Genomic DNA, 18,006 nt, shown 5'->3' with positions numbered 1-18,006 from the left:
AACAATTAAAGAACTTTTTTAAATCCTAGCTGTTTTTAAAAAGGCAAGGAATCAAAAGAGCAAGAATCCAGAGTTTAAATTGGCATTGTATAGTATACAGAGAACTTAAAGTTGAACATTAAAACAGTAATTATGGGACAATTAAGCAATCGAACCATTGCCGTTTTATCAGAAAGCGGTTTTGAAGAAACAGAATTGACTAGCCCAGTGCAAAGGCTAAAGGAGGAAGGTGCAACTGTTCATATCATTTCCTCTACAGCAGGAAAGATACAGGCCATGAAGGGCGATCATCAGTGGACCATAGAAGTTGATGTAGATAAGACCATCAGTGAAGCCAATGCCGAAGATTATCAGGGCTTAGTCATTCCAGGTGGGGTTTTGAATCCGGATGCATTGAGGAAGAATGATGATACCATCGCCTTTGTGAAAGCATTCTTTGAGGCAGGAAAACCAGTAGCAGCGATCTGTCACGGGCCACAGGTTTTGATCACAGCTGAAGTAGTAAAAGGCAGAGAACTGACCTCGACAAAAACCGTAAGAATTGACCTGCTCAATGCCGGAGCAGATTGGTATGACCAGGAAGTTGTGGTTGACAAGGGCTTGGTTACCAGCCGTAGCCCGGATGACCTTCCTGCCTTCAATGACAAAATGGTAGAAGAATTCGCAGAGGGTGTCCATGAAGGGCAACACACCTAAAAGTAAATCATTTTTTTAACGGCCCAAGGTGCCTGTATGTGTTGATGAGCAAACCAGTGGGCGTGGTCTTGGAATCCACAAAAGTAAGTTCTCGTGCATCAATACTGTCCGAGAGTAAGCGTTTACCCCTGCCAAGCAGAACCGGGTAGGTAATCAGTATCACTTCGTCGGCCAGTCCCTTGTCAAGCAATACAGCGGTTAGCGTTGAACTTCCAATCACGATCAGGTCGGGCCCTTCAGTTAGCTTGAGATCGCTAATGGCACCACTAAGCTCCCCATCCAGGTCCTGCACCGGTCCCCACTGCAGGCTTTCGGGTCTATGTGTTGCGATATACTTGGTGGCAGCATTGATCGCATTTGCCATCGGAAAATCTCCGGCATTAGGCCAAAAGCCACTAAATATATCGTAGGTATGGCGGCCAAGCAGCAAATCAAAGTTCGGTCCGTAAGCTTCAAAGAGCATTGTCGCCCCCTCAGGACTTCGATAAGGTGTTGTCCATGCCCCATAGGTGTAGTCCCCATCGTGCTCGATCACTCCGTCAAGCGAGATATGTTCGAAAATTCTGATCTTCCTCATCTTATTTCTATTCATCTAATTGTTAACCAAATTTAAACAGTAAGGCTATACCTCAGTGAGGTGCAATTGCGACAATAAAAGGGTGTTTTTCCCATACCTTACCGTATATCTCCGTAGTAACCTCGCCTCAGAATCCAGGGCAAAGCTGGTTTATGAACACCTGATAAAATTTACCGACGATCAGTATTGCAGCATGACCCAAGATTTACCCAGCAGTACTTCAAACTTTCCCCAGATAAAAGTGCAAGAGGCCCCTGGAATCAGGGAGAAATACCGGGCATGGGCAAAGACTTGGATTACATTGAAAATCCATTACAACATGTCAAAGACACCAAAGGCCTTTCGGAATTACCGGAACCAATGGAAAAAGAATTGGAAGAAACCGAGCAGTTAAACCAGCATCTCAGTAAAGAAAAAAGCCAGGAAGTAAAAAAAGCGGAGCAGGAAGGGATAATCCAGTGGAGTGATTATGCTAAAACCAAAGAACAATAAAGTAAAAGGTTATCTGCAATGATAGTCTTTACCGTTAGCACACAAGCTTCTGTTGCGTACAATTTCCTTCAATACCTCATCCAGCTGTAAAGCGGAAATTAAAATAAAAAAAGTACAAATGCCATTACATTGACAAAAGCAACCGGCAATCAATCCACTTTAACAGATTGAAGGCCAGTTAGCAGTATGATTCCTAATTAAAAACCAGTTTTATTCCTAGCTAGTTACAGCAGATAATTGTTTAGCATACATCTTAAGTTGATGTTTCAATACCTGTCTGGCCATATGAATCCGGGTTTTAACCGTTCCTATTGGAATGCCTAACTCCTGGGCAATCTCATGATACTTATACCCCTCAAAATATCTTAAAAATGGGAACGAGTATTCAGGCTGCAGCTTTTCCATAGCCTTATTAATATCTTCCATAACAAATTTACCTTCTCCCAGATTGTGAGCTGCACTTTTTTTCAACTGCTGGGCACTCAGGTCATCAGTTACTGTAAGGACACTCCTTCTACGGCCTGTTCTGCGATATTCATTGATAAAAGTGTTTTTCATAATGGTATACAACCATCCACGGAGATTAGTTCCTTCACGATATAAGTTATGATAACGGATCGCTTTAATGATCGTATCTTGTACCAGATCATTGGCATCTTCGGTATCTGCAGTGAACTTCATTGCAAAGGCTTCCAGGCAAGAGCGGTGATTGCAGATTTCATTGTTTAGATTAATCGTACTCATAGGGGTAAATGATGTAGTTAAAAATTAAAATCTCTTCAGCACGACAATTGGCAAAACATATACCAAAACCGCCCAAAATGACTATTTTTTAGCTTTAAACAACAAGAAAATTTAATTCCAAACAATTCTGCCCCAGCGCATGTTGTTATACACTTCAAAAGTGAAAATGCCGTAAAACCACTAATAAAACCAATAAATCTTTTATCATAATTATGGGATCTATAGTTAAACTCATAAAAAAATAGTGAAGTGCAGAAGTGTCCAGGTAATTGGACGTGAGCGTTGAGACGGCATGTTATTCCATCGTTGTAACTCGCCTGAATTCCATTCTCATCCGCAGTTTTTGGCAGGGTAAAAACGAATAAAAGAACTATAACTGTATTTCAAAAAACCAGTCTAAAATTATAAAACCATATCCTGCTTATCTTGTTATGCTATAAAACCTTAAGAATATGCTAACAATTATTCCTGATCTACCAGATCATATATTCGGCCTGCGCGCTAGTGGCGAGGTCACCAAAGACGACTTGCAGCAGGTATTACTACCCGGCCTTGAAAAGCTAAGCGAGCAGTACAAAGAAATCTATTACCTGCTGGTACTGGAAACTGATGTACGAAATTTTACAGCCGGAGCCTGGGTACAGGACCTGATTGCCGGGATAAAACACCTCACCGAGTGGAAAAAAATGGCGATCGTCACCGATCAGAAGGCCGTAGAAAAATTCACGGACATTTTCAGCTATCTCAGCCCCGGAGAGGCAAAAGGCTACAAACTAACAGAATTACCTATAGCAATTGGCTGGTTAAGCCACAAAGCATAACATTATAAAATCACTCTTATGAACTACAAAAAACTCATCAGAACTGCGGTTCAAAGCAGGCAGGACACCAGCCTGGCTGCCTTTGCACTATTAGCGGGACTTGCAGCAGGTGCTGCAATAGCTGTATTATTTGCCCCAAGATCAGGGCGTGAATCCAGAAAACTATTGACAGAAAAACTCAATTTCACCCAACATGGCGAAGGGAATGAGCTTGAAGAACACTTAATTGAGGACATCCGAAAAACCGCCCGCAATCATGCTGAGCATTTACAAGGACCTACTAATAAACGAAAAGACCCAACCCAGATCAAAGTTCCTTCAGCAGGCACAACAGCCTGGAAAAAAGCCATAATTGAGTAATGACCACGGCTGGCTAAAGGCTGGCCAGCCGTAACTGATAAAATCAAGCGATTTTGCGAGCAACTTGTTCTATATCTGCCACTTTTTGGTACGATCTAATCCACTTACCGCTTACTTTCAGCATCCTTTTTATGAGCTGTAATTATCAATTATTGAGTCTTTTTTTCAGGTTTAGCAGTCTGTTTTTTCATAACCATAAATTTGAATTCATTCCTGCTCCAATACTTTGATCAACGCCTTAGCTGTTGGCCCGGCGGATAACGGATTTTGCCCGGTGATTAGCATACCATCTCTTTTCACATGGCTCATAAAAGGAACCAATGCTGAATGCAGCTTAGCACCCAGATCCTTTAGCCTGGTTTCCAGTTTATAGGGAACGTTATTTCCCCTTCCCACCAAAGCCTCCTCGGTATTGGTAAACGCTGATACATTCTTACCAATCAAAAATCCAGGCTCCAGTTCTGCCGCCTTGATCAATGCAGCCGGCCCATGACATACTGCGCCGACCGGCTTATCTGCATGATAAAAGTCAAGGATTAAGCGACCACTGCTTTGATCAGCCGCCAGATCCCATATCGGGCCATGTCCTCCCGGGTAAAATACCGCATCATAATCACCAGCCTTCATCAGACTGAGTAAATTCGTGCGTTCAAAAGCGGTCTTTGCGATTTCATCATCTTGAAACCTGCGGTTAGCACCGGTAATATTTTCAGTCAGCTCACTCATAGGATCAACCGGCGGTCTTCCCCCAAGCGGACTGGCCAGAGTCACACGGTATCCGGCATCAATAAACTCATAATATGGATCGGTAAATTCCCCAAGCCATACACCTGTTTTACTATTAGTTCCCTCCATTTGTGAGTGGGAAGTGAGCACCATTAAAATGTTTTTTTGATTTTCCATAACATTAGTCTTTTAGCTCATCACCGTGTAGTTTATCGAAACGTGCCTGAAGCGCCGATCGCCAGGATTTAATTACTGCATCAGACGTATCACCCTGACCATAGATACCTGTTTCGGGATCTGACATGGATTATTTAAATTCATTATGATTTATAAGTTTAAAATAACCCGTTATCGGACTAAACGCATGTATCACTGCAAAAGCTAGGCTATCCTTCTTTCTGGCTATTAATCTGCCTGCCTATTTCCTGCACGGTAGCCTCATCAAGCAAGATATCCTGGTGTCCTGAGGTTTCATCATATTCATATATCGGGAACCCGCCAGGCTGCAATTCATCAGCAGTTATCGCCTCCCAGTTTTCACCATCACTTCCCATAAAGATTTCCCCGATTAAAGCACCGTGGTATACAATTTTATAAGTGCCAGCTTCCTGGGGATGAATGTTGAGGTCTACCTGTGCTCCGTCAACTCTGATAATGATATTAAAAGGATCCATAAATTGAGTTTTATATGTTTTTAATTAGGTTATCTGACAAAATTTAATCCTTATCCTCAAAATCTTCCGAGGAACTTCCGGTATTTGTCCTTCCCATCCCTGGGGCTTACCGGGGTTGAGTCACTCAGCGGCAGGCTATGGTTATATTTATTTTTTTTCAACCTTAGCAGGACTTATACCAAGCACATCATCACCGTTATTGACATTGTTCATATTTAAACTTTTGCCAATCTCTACAGCAGATTGATAATGCTTTTTCATAATGGGGAGCATTTTAACAGCAAAAGCCCTCAACTGAGAATCAGTCAACTTTGCGCCATCAGTATAGAACTGCACCGTTTTCTGGTGGTCGCCAATCATCATACGAATATATTGCAGATCAAATGCACGATTGGCCAAACCTTTCAGCCCAGCCACAGATCCAGCCAGTTCTTTCGGCAGCGTTTTGGGCAATAAAATTCCCTTATCCGATGAGATCTGATTTAGCTCTTGATCTGCCAGACCATAATCCTTCAACATACGCGCAGCAAAATCCTTAACCGCTTTATTCTTACTTTTCTTATTTGCCACCACAGCAACTTCCAGCTCCATCATCACACCAGTTGCAGCGCTCAATACAAATACTTTTCCGTCGCCATTCAGCTCCACATCAGCCGTAGCTGCATGAGCTCTTTGGGTAGTGTCACTCAAAGAATCAATTATCGATGTTGCAGTTTCATCGCGGTCTTTTCTTTCAGCATTGCCACAGGATTGTAATCCAATAAATATACAAACCGGTAGCAAACTCTTCCAGTAATTTTTCATAGTTCAACATTTTAGATTACTAACTATCAACAATATGGAGCGCAATTAGTTTGGGGATTATGTAAGAATTGATATTATATTATCGTTAAGCTTTAGCGGTACCATTGCCATTCATAACTTGTCTTTTTGTATGGCTTACCATCCTTATTCTGCGATTTCTGGATCAAAAAGACCATCAGAAAAGTAACGATGGTTGTACCTGTATTGATCACCAGTTGCCAGGTATCAGAATACCTAAAAAAGGCCCGGATATGATCCAGGTGAGTACCACTCCTACTGCAATTCCAAATGCCAGGGAACTTCCCGTCCAGCAGGTAATCTTGGTGGCTATATTTTCAAATTTGTTTTGTGCTTTAGTCTTCATTAGTCTATAATTCTTTTTTTGACCCTAACTCTAGTTAAATAATTAGCGCATCAATATTAAATTAACAGCAATACATTCACTCTAAGGCTGCAACTCATAGCTTATCATGATCTTTTCCAGATCTGTAGTCGGAGGTCCTGTAAGTACCTTGCCGGAAACATCAAACCTTCCGCCATGACAAGGACAATCCCAACTTCGTTCAACAGCATTAAACTGGACCGTGCAACCCGCATGTGTACAGTTTGGATTTAATGCCGTCACCTTTCCTGCCTCATCTTTGTAAACAGCCAACTTTTTTCCCTGGAATTTCACTAGTTTGCCTTCACCAGCTTTCAGCTCATGCACCTGCTGTAATTCTTCCGAAGAAAACCTGTCCTTAACAAAATGCCAGGCCACATCCGCGTTTTCTTTCACAAAATCTGTAAATCCAGCCACAGGCTTTATTCTGGAAGGACTGAATAAAGCGGCATACGCATTATCATTTCCCAAAACCAGATCCGAGATGATCTTTGCAGAAAGTGTTCCAAACATCATCCCATTTCCATTGAAACCTGTTGCTACATAAGTGCCATCAGCAGCGCCTGGTAATTGACCAATATAAGGCAAACCATCCACAGGAACATAATACTGGGCAGACCACTGGAAAGCAATAGATTCAACGGCATAATACCGGCTGGCATAATTTCTTAAATTTTCGAATGCCAGTTCCGGATCCTGGTGACCTGTCTTATGATCTTCACCACCAATGATCAAATACTGCTGACCATCTACTACATGAGTCCTGAAATAATGATACGGTTCCTGCATATCATAAGCCAGGCCATCAGGATAATTTCCATCCTTTAACTTCAGGCCAAGCACATAACTTCGGTAAGGCGCGTTTTCAAAACTCATCAGATTTACTCCAGGCGGTATATGCGTTGCATGCACCAGCTTTTTCGCCTTTATCGACAAAGAATCTGATTTTACGATATAAATACCATCCTCAAAACTATTTTCTCTGATCAGGGTCTGCTCCAACAGCACACCACCCAGATCAACAAAATCTTTCAATAACCCACGAATATATTTCAAAGGATGGAATTGGCCCTGCTGCTCAAATCTGATTACCGAATCAAAAGGAACCGGAACAATATTTTCACTGGTAGCCTCTACTGAAACTCCGGCTCTAACTGATGCTTCCAGAATCTCCTGCAGCTGCTTACTCTGCTTCTCATCCTCTGCGAAAAGCCAGGCAGATTTAGTTTCCAGGTCACAATCCATATCTAGCTCCTTTACAAAGCCTTCGATCATACCAAATGCCTCTTTTCCAGCCTGAGCCAGTAGCTTTGCCGATTGTTCGCCAAAATCACTTTCCACCTCCAGGTAGGTCGCATCAAAAAAAGTATTCAAATGCGCCGACGTACCTCCGGTCGTTCCAAATCCCGGCTGCTGCGCTTCAACAATCACGCAGTTCTTCCCTCCGCGCTGTAAAAGCAGTGCTGTGGTAATTCCGGTGATGCCAGCACCAATGATTAGACAATCGTAAACCTTCTCCACATCGATAACAGCAGAACTTAATTTATCCGAAAAACTCCCAAAACCCTTCTGCCAGGGGCTCACACTTGCGCTATCTCTTAAAGAAAAATCATCCTTATTACTTTCCATCATCATAAATATTAGTGGTATTCAATAGACCTTTTACCAATACCTTCCACTGTGGATAAGAAAACCCTACCTTAGCACCCCATCCTACAAAAGTATTGCGGACATTATCCAGGGAAAGATCTGTATCTGTATTGGGCACTTCGTTACGGCCATGTTCTTCAGCATAAATCGTATGACCAATACGCTTCACCTGGAAAGTAGAAGTAGCCTGATCGGTCAAAAAATGCGCAGTATCCTTGCTATCACCCAATGGATTGGCAGACGGTCTGGCCGTCATACTCAGCACTTCAGCATCATCCAGCATTTCGGATTTGATCTCTTCAATGGTGACCCAATCATACCCCTCACCCGCCAGGGAACCTGGACCAGGTATATCAATTCTGATGTGATCCCCGCCGGTAGCCTTGCGCTGCACGGGATTTCCTGCACCGTCGGTGAGAAAAAAATCCGACATTACCCCACCCGCAAGCTGCCTCCAGCGGTTCACGTCAAGTAAACGTTCCTTTACAATATTAAAAAAATGTACGGCCTCTGCCTCAGAAGAAAGCTCAATCTTTTCCACCGCATTCATTTCTGATCCGATTTGTTGAGGCGGAACATGTGACGCCCCTGGATCGTTGGTTAGCTTATTAGTTTCCATATTTTTATAGGTTAGATTAATTTTTAAACCATCATAATTGTGGTGCACAAGTTTTTTCCATAGGTACCCGGAGGAAAGCTTTTTGATTTGGTCCCCCCTGCTATGTTGATCAAATTGTAATCCGTCCTCCGGTAACAGGTATGGTAGCCCCTGCTATATAGCTCGCATCTTGGGAAGCCAGGAAAACATATGCAGGCGCCACCTCAGCAGGTTGACCAGCCCTTTTCATAGGCGTATCCTTACCAAATTCTTCGTGCTCTGGCATAGTAGAAGGGATTAACGGTGTCCATATAGGCCCCGGCGCCACTGCATTTACCCGAATGCCTTTACCATCCATCAACAAAATCTGGCTCAGATTAGCCGTAAAATTCTGAATAGCCCCTTTTGTGGCCGCATAAGGAAGTAATTGCTCACTTGGTGAATAAGCATTTACTGAAGTCGTATTGATAATGCTACTGCCAGGTTTAAGGTGAGGCTCTGCCGCTTTACATAAAAAGAACATCGCAGTGATATTGGTGCGGAAAGTACGCTCCCATTCTTCAGTTGGAATATCAGCCATTGTTTTTCTTGCCATCTGAAAAGCTGCATTATTGACCAGGATATCCAGTCCACCGAATTCTTTTACAGCCGTATCAATAATGTGTTGGCAATGAGCTTCATCCTGTATGTCCCCTTTCACTAAAATTGCCTTTTTGCCGGCTGCTTCCACTAGTCCTGCAGTAATATTGGCGTCCTCATCTTCCACATCATCAAGATAACTGATCAAAACATCCGCTCCTTCCCTGGCAAAAGCAATTGCCACCGCACGGCCTATGCCTGAATCACCACCAGTTATTATAGCCTTCTTTCCCTCCAGCTTGCCACTGCCCTTATAGGATTCTTCTCCATGATCTGCCTGTGGACGGAGCCGCCCCTCTGTTCCGGGAGCTGGTTGGTCCTGCTTTGGAAAAGGAGGTTTAGGATATTTTTCTGCTGGATTCTCTAAGGGATTCTGTTGATTTTCCATAGTAATTGTTTAAATTGAAGTCCTGTTCTATTTTTGATATTCACTTCCACTGCGTCTCTAAGGAAGATCCGGTGGGCTCGTTATAAAACATTCAAGTAGAATTCCGGTTTATTATTTTTTAAAATTCTCCGGCTAGTCCTTTGGCCATTTAATCGAGAAAACAGCAGACCGCCACTACAATCGAACTAAACGTAGATGATAGGTCTCAATTTTTTCTATCGCTGGTTATTTACCCGCAATTGGTTATAATACAGCAAATCATTAAATATTTATCTACGAAAAACTTAAAATATGGCAACAAAATCAAAAACAGGATTTTTTTATAGATGAACTCAAAGACATCTACTGGGCCGAAAAACACTTTTATACATATTCTTTTATGTAACTAATAGGGTTTCGTATCGGTATACCGGACATTCTCATCTTTTGTGGTGCTAATTCCACCAGTTGCCGGAGCATAGATTTTATAATAACTAAAATGGGTGTTACTAAATTAAGCCATGCAGAATACAGGTTTTAACCAATTGCGCAGTGTTTTTGCATTCTGCCTTGGTTAAAATATTTTTCCGGTGCTGTTTCACCGTTGATTCAGCGATAAATAATTTATCGGCTATTTCTCCACTGTTCAGACCTTTAGAAATATTTTTAATGATATCGATCTCCCTTTTTGAGAATGAAATCGGCACTTCCGTATTTTCGTCAATACTCAAATTCATAAATGAGGGTTCGCCATGTAAACCAATAAGTGAAATCTTATAGTTGGGTGTATGACCAAGATGGTCAATCCGGGTATTGATAATTAGCGACTTCCCATACCCCCCAGTTTTATCTAAAGTAAGCATCAGTGCCTGATGGTTAAATAAAACATAATTTCCGTTTTTTAACCTGACTCTATAATTGTAACTAATCTTATAGCTCATTAGCTTATCTCTGCCAACCTTGTTTATAAAGAACGTGGTTAAAAATTCTTCTGCTTTTATAACAAATTTGATATCGTCCGGATGGAGCAAACACAATATGTCATTAATTGTGATGCTCCCAGGGTTCAGGCCATGAATTTCATAAACCGAGTCACTGACATGGGAAATAGACATATCATAGAAATCGATGATGAAAAAAGAAATCGGGCCCGTACTTACAATGGAATTAGTTAATTCATTAAAAGAGATTTGGTGGCCGTCCGTTACGTTTATTGATCTATGAGCAGCCCAGACATTGTGGAGCGTTTGTATTTCAGCCTTCATCTAGATTGAATTTGAACAAATAATTTCTGTTTTTCAAATGTAGCTAAATGTGATTACTTATGCTATACTTACCTGAGTATTCCGCGGAAGCGCTTTTTCACCATGCCCGTTATATAAGTTCTAAGAAGGTTTCACAAAACATTGATATCTATTTATTGCGGAAGATCGTATTGGGTGATATCTATAAAAGCATGCTATTATTCGTGCGGTGTTCAAAGATAATCTTGCTTACGGTGGCGGTATATTTAGAACACCTTACATCGACCCTATATTTAAAGATAAGACACTGATAATCAAAAAGAAAGGACTGATCTTTTACGAACAGTCCTTTCAAATTTCGGGAACCAATCCCCTTTGTACCCTGGAAGGGACTCGAACCCCTGACCCACGGTTTAGAAAAAGGTAAGGCAAAGCCTCCTATTAGGTCATAGAGTCGGTATTCTGTATTTCGCGTCAGCTAGCGCGCCAATAGAGCGCCAAAATGAATACTGATTTAAAAATTAAAGTCCCAAAAGATCCTAACGGAAGAGCGTACATAGAATTCTATCTAGATGGGAAACGGATTAGAGAATACACAGGGAACAACATTCTAATGAACATCGAACCCAATAGTGCTGAAAGTCCTGACCAAAGATTGGAATTGCTTTACGAACTGAAACTAGAACTACTGAAGCATCTAAAGGCAGGCAATTACCCTGCAAGAGCAGCAGTAAGTAAAACTGAACAAGAAAGAATATACTCTGTTAAGGAAACGCTAGAGGCTGCCTTAGCGGCAAAGCTAAAGATGAAGTTAAGCCCACAATACAAATCTGACTTGCAGCTCATCTGCAAGCAGTTCTTAGAGTTCTTGACTATCGAGACATCATCAATGCCGTTTGTTTCATTACGAGTCGCCATATTGGAAGAGTTCTTATCTAAGTTCAGTTCTTCCGGCACTTACTATATGAAGAAGAGAAGTGATTTGAGCATTCTATTCTCTCTAGGTGCAAAATTAACGAATACCGCCTCTGTCGCAAGGAACACCCATACGGAAAGAAGCAAAGCCACATTACATAAGGCGTATGACAAAGCAAAGATGAAAGCTCTCCTCAATTTTATAAAAAAGAAAAGTCCTCCCCTATACCTATGCTGTTTACTTACATACGGTTGTTGGCTCAGGCCACATGTAGAGGTCTTGTCTTTAACAAAAAGGCAGTTCAAGAATAACTGTACAGAGATACACCTTGCAGGCAAAGAGAACAAGGGTGGAAAGATTAGGGTAGTATACGTACCGGACTACGTTAGGAAGGATTTAGAACCTCTCCTCTCCGACCTCGAACCAGATACCAATATATTCTCCGGTGGTAATGGAGTTCTAAACAAGCACTTTTTTACGACTAAATGGAAGAGGCTTAGAAGCACACTCATTAAAGACAAGCTTATCGAAGATGGGCAGACTATATACTCGTTTAGGCATTCGGCAGCCATCGAAATATACAAACGAACAAAAGATATATACCTATTACAGAAACTTATGGGGCACGGTTCAATCGGTGTCACCCAAAAGTACTTAAGAAGCTTAGGTCAGGTAGATATTGATGAGCTCAAAAATGCAGCTCCGAGCCTATAGCCCCCTTGCATCTTCATATCAGTTCAATATCTTTACAGCGGAGTGGGTAACTACTCCGCTTAAAAAGATAACCATGTACGAGACCACACTCAACCCCAACTTCAATAGAATTAAAGAGTATATACCTAACATTACCGATGCCGACATAACAACCATACAGGAGGCAGGAGGTGTTCCTATAAACTTAGAATACATGAGTGAGGTTGGTTATTTGCGTTTCTCAGAAGGGCTAAAAGTAGCTACAGAGACCTATGGTATACAAGACCATTATGAGGAATTACTATACCTGATCTTACAGAAGAACGAACAGATTAGGGTACGTTATGACGCCTACTGGCAAAATTATAATGATGACCTCACCTCCAGGGAGGTTGCAAAGTTCCTGTTAGCTTATAAGGAATCAAAACCTAATCAACACTTTCAGCTAGTAGCCAAGCCTGTTACAGGAAGCGTGGCAGTTAAAGACAGTGTAATAGCAAAATGGATGTGTGAACAGATATACAAAGCCATTGAAGCTAGAAAAATGCCTTTGGGCATCTTTGGCGAGAAGATACTGTTTAACTTGTTTGGTGACGACTTCGACTTTGACACTAATGCAACAATTTCAATGGAAAGGTTAAAAGCTACGGCATCGTTAAGCCCACGCAAACCAACTGTACGAGTGAAAAGATTACTGGTAGAGTTCTGTTTACACTTACAAGTCTACCTTATAAAACATACAAGCCTGACTGTACCGGATAACGTTCTTCTCTCCGATGCACAGGCAAACCTCTTCTTCGACATACTGGAACTGATCAGATATGTGGATAGAGACAAAATAGCGTCTGAACCTAAAGACTACATCCATACTATGTTAAGGAACCCAACCAAGGTAAAGTCTTGACGAACAAGGTTATACTACTTATACTTATTATATAAGTAGTATTGCCTCTATCCAACTGAGCTACCATGACATTTGTATCATCATCAGCAATGAAGCGGGTGACTAAGAAATGTTATGAAAGCAGAAATTCACCTCAGTCGGAAGTCGACCTACCAAACGTACTTGGAACTCGAGCCAAAAGGAACAAATCAGTTCGCACCAAGAATTGGTTATTACAAAGTACTCCGAAGATGTAAAGTCCTTATCCCCAAGCATACGCTTGAAGGAGTGGTGGTACATTGGAAACTAAATGCAGATGATGAGTTTGACACTAGTTTTGAAACTAGAATCCAACTAGAGTCCTTTAAAAGAAATCCCTATCCGGGTTCTTCAAAGCTACAGGAAGAGGATTTGACCGACAGAGTCATTCATGTTAAAAGTGCTGCGAAGAATAATGACAGCACTGGTAGTTTTATTGTCGAGTGGGAGTTACTACCAATCAAGTCAATCTCTTTAGATGCACTGAACAATTTACTGGCATCAGGTGATGAAGCATTAGGAAATAGTTTATTTGAAGGATTGGATGCTGTTGATGCAGATGACGACTCTATAGACTATGGCATTGATGACGAAGCAGCGTACTAGACTGCATTAGTCCTTCTGCTGATTTGGAGCACCCACAGTGCTCCTTTTTTTATGCCCCACAACCAAACACAACCAACTGACAAACAGGGTTATAAAACTTATCTAAACGCATTAAAAAGCATTGCCTTCCAGGCATCTAGCCATCAGCACTTTTGCATCAACGGAGTTAAATCCCTCCGGCAAAAGATAAGATGAACACTAGACATTCAGATACCAAAGTAGCATTGTCAACTATACTTCAAAGCGTTATAGAAAGCAAGACCTTCTATAACTACTGCTATAAAGACAGCGAACCAAACGGTGCTAAGACCATTGTTACCAAACTTCATGTTAAAGACCATTTAGACAGGGCATTCACAGTGTTACCCTCAAACGCTAACATCGATAAAGGTAGATGCGGTATAGGTGGCACAACCCTGGAAATTAAATCTAAAAGACATAGCATCTTTATCGTATGTACACTTGGCGGTATCATAGGTAAGGCAAAAGACAACCCAAGCATCTTTCCTATTCACGGTAAGATAAAGCCAAAGGATATTGTACCGGAGTTAAAGAAAGCAACAGGATACCGCAAGTTATTTGTTACACCAGATAGCTTCTGGAAGATCATAGAAGCGGCAAAGGATAGTATTGGCCTAGATAAGCTACATAGCGATTATTTTGTACTTTATGACGAAGTACATACTGCCGTAACCGAAGCATGGAGGCCAAACGTATTGGCACCCTTCAAGTGGATATGGGAGTTTAAGAATAAGAGCTTTATTACAGCAACCCCATGCGAGATTAACGATCCTAACTTCCTTGCTTTACAGAATTACAGGATTGCGTTCCATGAGCCACATGTCGGTAAAGTGAATATTGTTGAGTGTAAGCCTTTTGAAATCAGTGAGTGCGTTGACGCTCACATCGCTAACGCTCCTAATCTACCGGGTAACCTGTTTTTCTTTTATAACTCGGTTACAGAGATCGCAGAAGCAATTAAAAGAAACGGCTTAAAAGATTGTCATATATATTGTGCAGATAAGGGCGACAACTATGATAAGTTACCTGATCAACTTGAAGTATTCAGACGAGACCCCGAAACAGAGAAGTATGCAAAGATCAACTTCTTCACCACAAGGTACTTTGAATGCTTCGACCTTATGGCCGAGAACGCAACGATCATTTTAGTAACTGACACAACAAAACCACATACAAGGGTTGGCATATCGAATAAAGGCGTGCAAGCAGTTGGCCGTATACGTGATAATGGCGGAGAACATGATAAACCGCACATGATCGTACACATTACCAACCACAGGAGCATCAAAAAAATGAAGTCAAGAGAAGAATTTAAACAAGAATACGACCTGCACAAGACTATCATCGTACCATACAATCAGTATGTAGAAAAATGTAACAGTTGTGCAGTTAAGCCTTTTAAAAGCCATCAGGAACCGATCAAGGGGTTTACAGATATTGATGAGGACACTTACATAGCTACCTTCAGTCAGAACAAGCTAGATCAAGTAATTAACGAACTGGTTTGCAATGAAGAATTTAACGATCTACAATTTATCATAAACGCATGGAAACGAGGTAAATATGAGGTATCAGTTACGATACATAGAAGTATACCTGGGTTAGATTTCAAGAAGAAGCCTTTGAAGAAGAATCACTTTAGACAGCTAATAAACCTGATACACGATTTAGAGACCAATCGGGAGGGGTATATGAAGGGATATGCATCCAAGAGGCTTAAAGAAATCCAAGCTGAATCACCGTTAGCATTTGAAGCTTACCATACGTTAGGGATAGATTGTATACATGAGTTGGACTATGACGAAAAAGCAATCAACAAGGAATTGACTAAGTTGCATAACAAAGCTGCAAAAGTTAAGCTGTTACCCCTGCTAGATAAAGAGTTTGAAGTTGGAGACGAGAAGTTCTCAAAAAATAACCTAACCGATCGGCTACAGTATTTATATAGCAAAGTGGGATTAAAGGATATTAAGAATCCAGACAAACCGCAAACAGCACACCTAGTTGACTTTGAACGGGAAGGTTGGTTTAGGCTTAAGGATGCCCGAGAAAAGAAAGACGTAAATGAGCCACGCATGTATAGTATTGCTAAAAAGCTGTTTAACTTAGATGGAGCTGCAGGTGAATGCAGTTGAGGTCGGTTCCCACAGAATCCTTAAAAACTGCATATAAAGCCTCTATAGGGGAGAAATGTAAAAAACACTCGATTTTGTGGGAATGGCAGGAGACTTGTTATACAGCAAGTCTTTTTTGGTAGAGCAACCTATTATTTGTTTACTTAGGTTTAAACACTCGATAGATTTACTTTATATACCAAACAGCCAAATGTAACAGTCAGCATATAAGAAACAGCAGTAACGTAATCTCCCGTACTGATTATTTCCTGTCCACCTATATAGAATACAAACAGAATGACTGTAAGTAGTAAACTGACAGTCAGTAGAAGGATTTTCTTTCTAATCAGTGGCCAGGTTGTTTTACTGATGAAGTAATAACAAACCCACAGGAGTAGCCAATTTGGGATTGAGAATAAAGCACCCACCATTACAGCTACAGCATAGTAGCCCCAACCACTGAACAAGGCTGCGTACTGGCCTCTGTACCCTCCCATCTTAATAATGAGTAGATAAAGTAAGGGGCTTACAAGCACACTCGTTATCCAAACCTTAAGGGGGTATACAAAGCTACGACGCATTAATCATTTTTATCTTGTAGAACCATATGGAGCCTCCAATGACGAAAGCAAACGGCGTGATTAGGCCTAGGTAGTCGAATACAGAATGATTCGCACTTCCATCAATCAAGATATACATCCAAAGGAAGATAGCAACCTCACTAATTATAAACAGGATCAACTTTATCCCAGATACAGTTAGTCTCAGCCCCATCAGGTAATTATAGATTACTACAAAGATGATTAAACAAGGTAGTGAGAATACCAAGCTCATTCCTAATATAAGAACTAAAAAGAATGGATCACTTCCAACCATATACTCACTTCGATAGTTAATAGAGGTAATCAAATCGTATATGTAATATAAAGTCGCTCCGAGTATTACACTGGTAAGCCATACTCGGAAAGGGTACTTATAATGTTGGAGCATTGCACTAAGGTAGCTATCTGTTTACAAATACAAAATATATTTTTGTGTCGATCTTGCCCCCTCTACCAAGGTCATTGATAAATCAATCCGGTACAAGTGTTGCGAGCTGTGAGGCTCTCCCGATCTTACCATATCATACATATCCTATAAAAGGTAAACAGCCTTGATAGCTTATTATAAGGAGTGCCTAAGTGAGATTCTGACTGTATGTAGGCCTCAGTGCAGTAGGTTCGACCACACCCCGGGCATGATTAAGATAGGGAAGCAAATAGTATATACAAGTCTTACCTGGTACTGTGAAACAGCTTTTCCTACAGTAGTCAATACAAACAGTTTACCTTTTAAAAGAACAGAAATGAAAGCAGAAATAACCCGCAATTCACAAATTGCAAAAAACGAAGCAGCACTCGAGCAAATAGAAGCTCGTCTAGCTTCGACTAAGTCCATTTACAAGAACCACCAACGTGCCAAACAGTATGGTACAACCTCACAGAAGACGATGAACCCAGTAATCGCAGACATGTACCATGTAATCGTGAAACTAGTAAAGCAGCTTTACAGTAGCTTACCGGACAAGGATGAACGAATCGTCATCGAGATTAACAATGAAGTTGACCCAACCGATAGTCATGGGCTCTTTACTTTAATGACACCGTCATTTTTCTTCTATTTGGAGTGTTCGATCACTAACCAGTACCGTATCGAATACCTATATCATCACTGCGAGTTTGAACGGGAGATAAACGCTCTGATAAACAAATTTGCTGTCAGAAGCTATAGTACCGAAGTGGTCAAGAATCCCGACTACCAAACATTCTTCCGTAACTGCTTAGCCTGTCAGCCGGACAGGTTCATCACACATCTTTAATCATCCGCATAGGGTTAGCCAGTACACAACGGCTAGCCTTTATGACTTTAAAAGGTACACTGGTCAACGAGAGTGGCAAACAACACAACTACCTTTTATAAC

General features: G+C 41.2%; 20 protein-coding genes and 1 pseudogene. 9 read left to right on the top strand and 12 right to left on the bottom strand.

Features of this window, described 5'->3' with window-relative positions:
* Positions 1 to 132 precede the first annotated feature (132 nt).
* Complete coding sequence (locus HDC92_RS07960) at positions 133 to 696, top strand: type 1 glutamine amidotransferase domain-containing protein (RefSeq protein WP_183873604.1); 564 nt, start codon at positions 133 to 135, stop codon at positions 694 to 696.
* A gap of 7 nt (positions 697 to 703) precedes the next feature.
* Here the strand turns inward: HDC92_RS07960 and HDC92_RS07955 are convergent, their stop codons facing one another.
* On the bottom strand, positions 704 to 1,273 hold the full coding sequence (locus HDC92_RS07955) for a dihydrofolate reductase family protein (protein WP_183873602.1): 570 nt from the start codon (positions 1,271 to 1,273) through the stop codon (positions 704 to 706).
* Between the two features lie 186 nt (positions 1,274 to 1,459).
* On the opposite strand from HDC92_RS07955, the gene HDC92_RS07950 reads away from it, so the two are divergent.
* Complete coding sequence (locus HDC92_RS07950; RefSeq protein ID WP_183873600.1) at positions 1,460 to 1,765, top strand: hypothetical protein; 306 nt, start codon at positions 1,460 to 1,462, stop codon at positions 1,763 to 1,765.
* A gap of 216 nt (positions 1,766 to 1,981) precedes the next feature.
* Here HDC92_RS07950 and HDC92_RS07945 read toward each other — a convergent pair whose 3' ends face one another.
* Positions 1,982 to 2,509: a sigma-70 family RNA polymerase sigma factor gene (locus tag HDC92_RS07945; RefSeq protein ID WP_183873598.1), complete on the bottom strand. Its 528-nt coding sequence runs from the start codon at positions 2,507 to 2,509 to the stop codon at positions 1,982 to 1,984.
* 452 nt (positions 2,510 to 2,961) lie between these two features.
* Between HDC92_RS07945 and HDC92_RS07940 the strand changes: the two genes are divergently transcribed.
* Entirely contained in the window at positions 2,962 to 3,330 is a 369-nt protein-coding gene (locus HDC92_RS07940; RefSeq protein WP_183873596.1) for an STAS/SEC14 domain-containing protein, read from the top strand.
* Positions 3,331 to 3,348: 18 nt separating this feature from the next.
* Positions 3,349 to 3,690, top strand: coding sequence for a YtxH domain-containing protein (locus tag HDC92_RS07935; protein ID WP_183873593.1), 342 nt, complete (start codon positions 3,349 to 3,351; stop codon positions 3,688 to 3,690).
* A gap of 207 nt (positions 3,691 to 3,897) precedes the next feature.
* Here HDC92_RS07935 and HDC92_RS07930 read toward each other — a convergent pair whose 3' ends face one another.
* From HDC92_RS07930 to HDC92_RS07895, 9 genes and pseudogenes are all read right to left on the bottom strand, one after another.
* Complete coding sequence (locus HDC92_RS07930) at positions 3,898 to 4,593, bottom strand: type 1 glutamine amidotransferase domain-containing protein (protein WP_221270931.1); 696 nt, start codon at positions 4,591 to 4,593, stop codon at positions 3,898 to 3,900.
* 4 nt (positions 4,594 to 4,597) lie between these two features.
* A complete protein-coding gene (locus HDC92_RS25130; protein WP_255484483.1) occupies positions 4,598 to 4,720 on the bottom strand; it encodes a hypothetical protein in 123 nt (40 codons plus the stop codon).
* 82 nt (positions 4,721 to 4,802) lie between these two features.
* Positions 4,803 to 5,090, bottom strand: coding sequence for a hypothetical protein (locus tag HDC92_RS07925; protein ID WP_183873591.1), 288 nt, complete (start codon positions 5,088 to 5,090; stop codon positions 4,803 to 4,805).
* Positions 5,091 to 5,237: 147 nt separating this feature from the next.
* Positions 5,238 to 5,894: a DUF4142 domain-containing protein gene (locus HDC92_RS07920; protein WP_183873589.1), complete on the bottom strand. Its 657-nt coding sequence runs from the start codon at positions 5,892 to 5,894 to the stop codon at positions 5,238 to 5,240.
* Positions 5,895 to 5,986: 92 nt separating this feature from the next.
* Positions 5,987 to 6,258: pseudogene (locus HDC92_RS07915) on the bottom strand (low affinity iron permease family protein).
* Positions 6,259 to 6,339: 81 nt separating this feature from the next.
* The gene (locus tag HDC92_RS07910) at positions 6,340 to 7,911 is read right to left on the bottom strand and encodes an FAD-dependent oxidoreductase (RefSeq protein WP_183873587.1); all 1,572 of its coding nucleotides are present in this window, start codon (positions 7,909 to 7,911) and stop codon (positions 6,340 to 6,342) included.
* Positions 7,895 to 8,545 (bottom strand): hypothetical protein, encoded by a 651-nt coding sequence (locus tag HDC92_RS07905; protein ID WP_183873585.1) that lies wholly within the window; start codon positions 8,543 to 8,545, stop codon positions 7,895 to 7,897. The genes HDC92_RS07910 and HDC92_RS07905 overlap by 17 nt, the downstream gene beginning before the upstream one ends.
* A gap of 109 nt (positions 8,546 to 8,654) precedes the next feature.
* Entirely contained in the window at positions 8,655 to 9,551 is an 897-nt protein-coding gene (locus HDC92_RS07900) for an SDR family oxidoreductase (RefSeq protein WP_183873583.1), read from the bottom strand.
* Positions 9,552 to 10,039: 488 nt separating this feature from the next.
* On the bottom strand, positions 10,040 to 10,795 hold the full coding sequence (locus tag HDC92_RS07895; RefSeq protein ID WP_183873581.1) for a LuxR C-terminal-related transcriptional regulator: 756 nt from the start codon (positions 10,793 to 10,795) through the stop codon (positions 10,040 to 10,042).
* Positions 10,796 to 11,276: 481 nt separating this feature from the next.
* Here HDC92_RS07895 and HDC92_RS07890 point away from each other — a divergent pair, with 481 nt between their 5' ends.
* From HDC92_RS07890 to HDC92_RS07875, 4 genes are all read left to right on the top strand, one after another.
* Positions 11,277 to 12,404 carry a tyrosine-type recombinase/integrase gene (locus tag HDC92_RS07890; RefSeq protein WP_183873579.1) on the top strand — a complete coding sequence of 376 codons (1,128 nt, stop codon included), beginning with the start codon at positions 11,277 to 11,279 and terminating at the stop codon, positions 12,402 to 12,404.
* A gap of 73 nt (positions 12,405 to 12,477) precedes the next feature.
* Positions 12,478 to 13,287, top strand: a complete 810-nt coding sequence (locus HDC92_RS07885; protein WP_183873576.1) for a hypothetical protein — start codon at positions 12,478 to 12,480, stop codon at positions 13,285 to 13,287.
* Positions 13,288 to 13,401: 114 nt separating this feature from the next.
* On the top strand, positions 13,402 to 13,911 hold the full coding sequence (locus tag HDC92_RS07880; protein WP_183873574.1) for a hypothetical protein: 510 nt from the start codon (positions 13,402 to 13,404) through the stop codon (positions 13,909 to 13,911).
* A gap of 191 nt (positions 13,912 to 14,102) precedes the next feature.
* Complete coding sequence (locus HDC92_RS07875) at positions 14,103 to 16,067, top strand: hypothetical protein (protein ID WP_183873572.1); 1,965 nt, start codon at positions 14,103 to 14,105, stop codon at positions 16,065 to 16,067.
* Positions 16,068 to 16,216: 149 nt separating this feature from the next.
* Here HDC92_RS07875 and HDC92_RS07870 read toward each other — a convergent pair whose 3' ends face one another.
* Positions 16,217 to 16,543: a hypothetical protein gene (locus HDC92_RS07870; protein ID WP_183873570.1), complete on the bottom strand. Its 327-nt coding sequence runs from the start codon at positions 16,541 to 16,543 to the stop codon at positions 16,217 to 16,219.
* An 848-nt stretch (positions 16,544 to 17,391) separates the two neighbouring features.
* Here HDC92_RS07870 and HDC92_RS07865 point away from each other — a divergent pair.
* Positions 17,392 to 17,904 (top strand): hypothetical protein, encoded by a 513-nt coding sequence (locus HDC92_RS07865; protein ID WP_183873568.1) that lies wholly within the window; start codon positions 17,392 to 17,394, stop codon positions 17,902 to 17,904.
* Positions 17,905 to 18,006 lie beyond the last annotated feature (102 nt).

This window comes from Pedobacter sp. AK017 (genome assembly GCF_014200825.1).
GTDB classification, from domain to species: Bacteria; Bacteroidota; Bacteroidia; order Sphingobacteriales; family Sphingobacteriaceae; genus Pedobacter; species Pedobacter heparinus.
The sequence above is the reverse complement of the archived record's forward strand: the minus strand, read 5'-3'. Positions and strand labels throughout refer to the sequence as shown.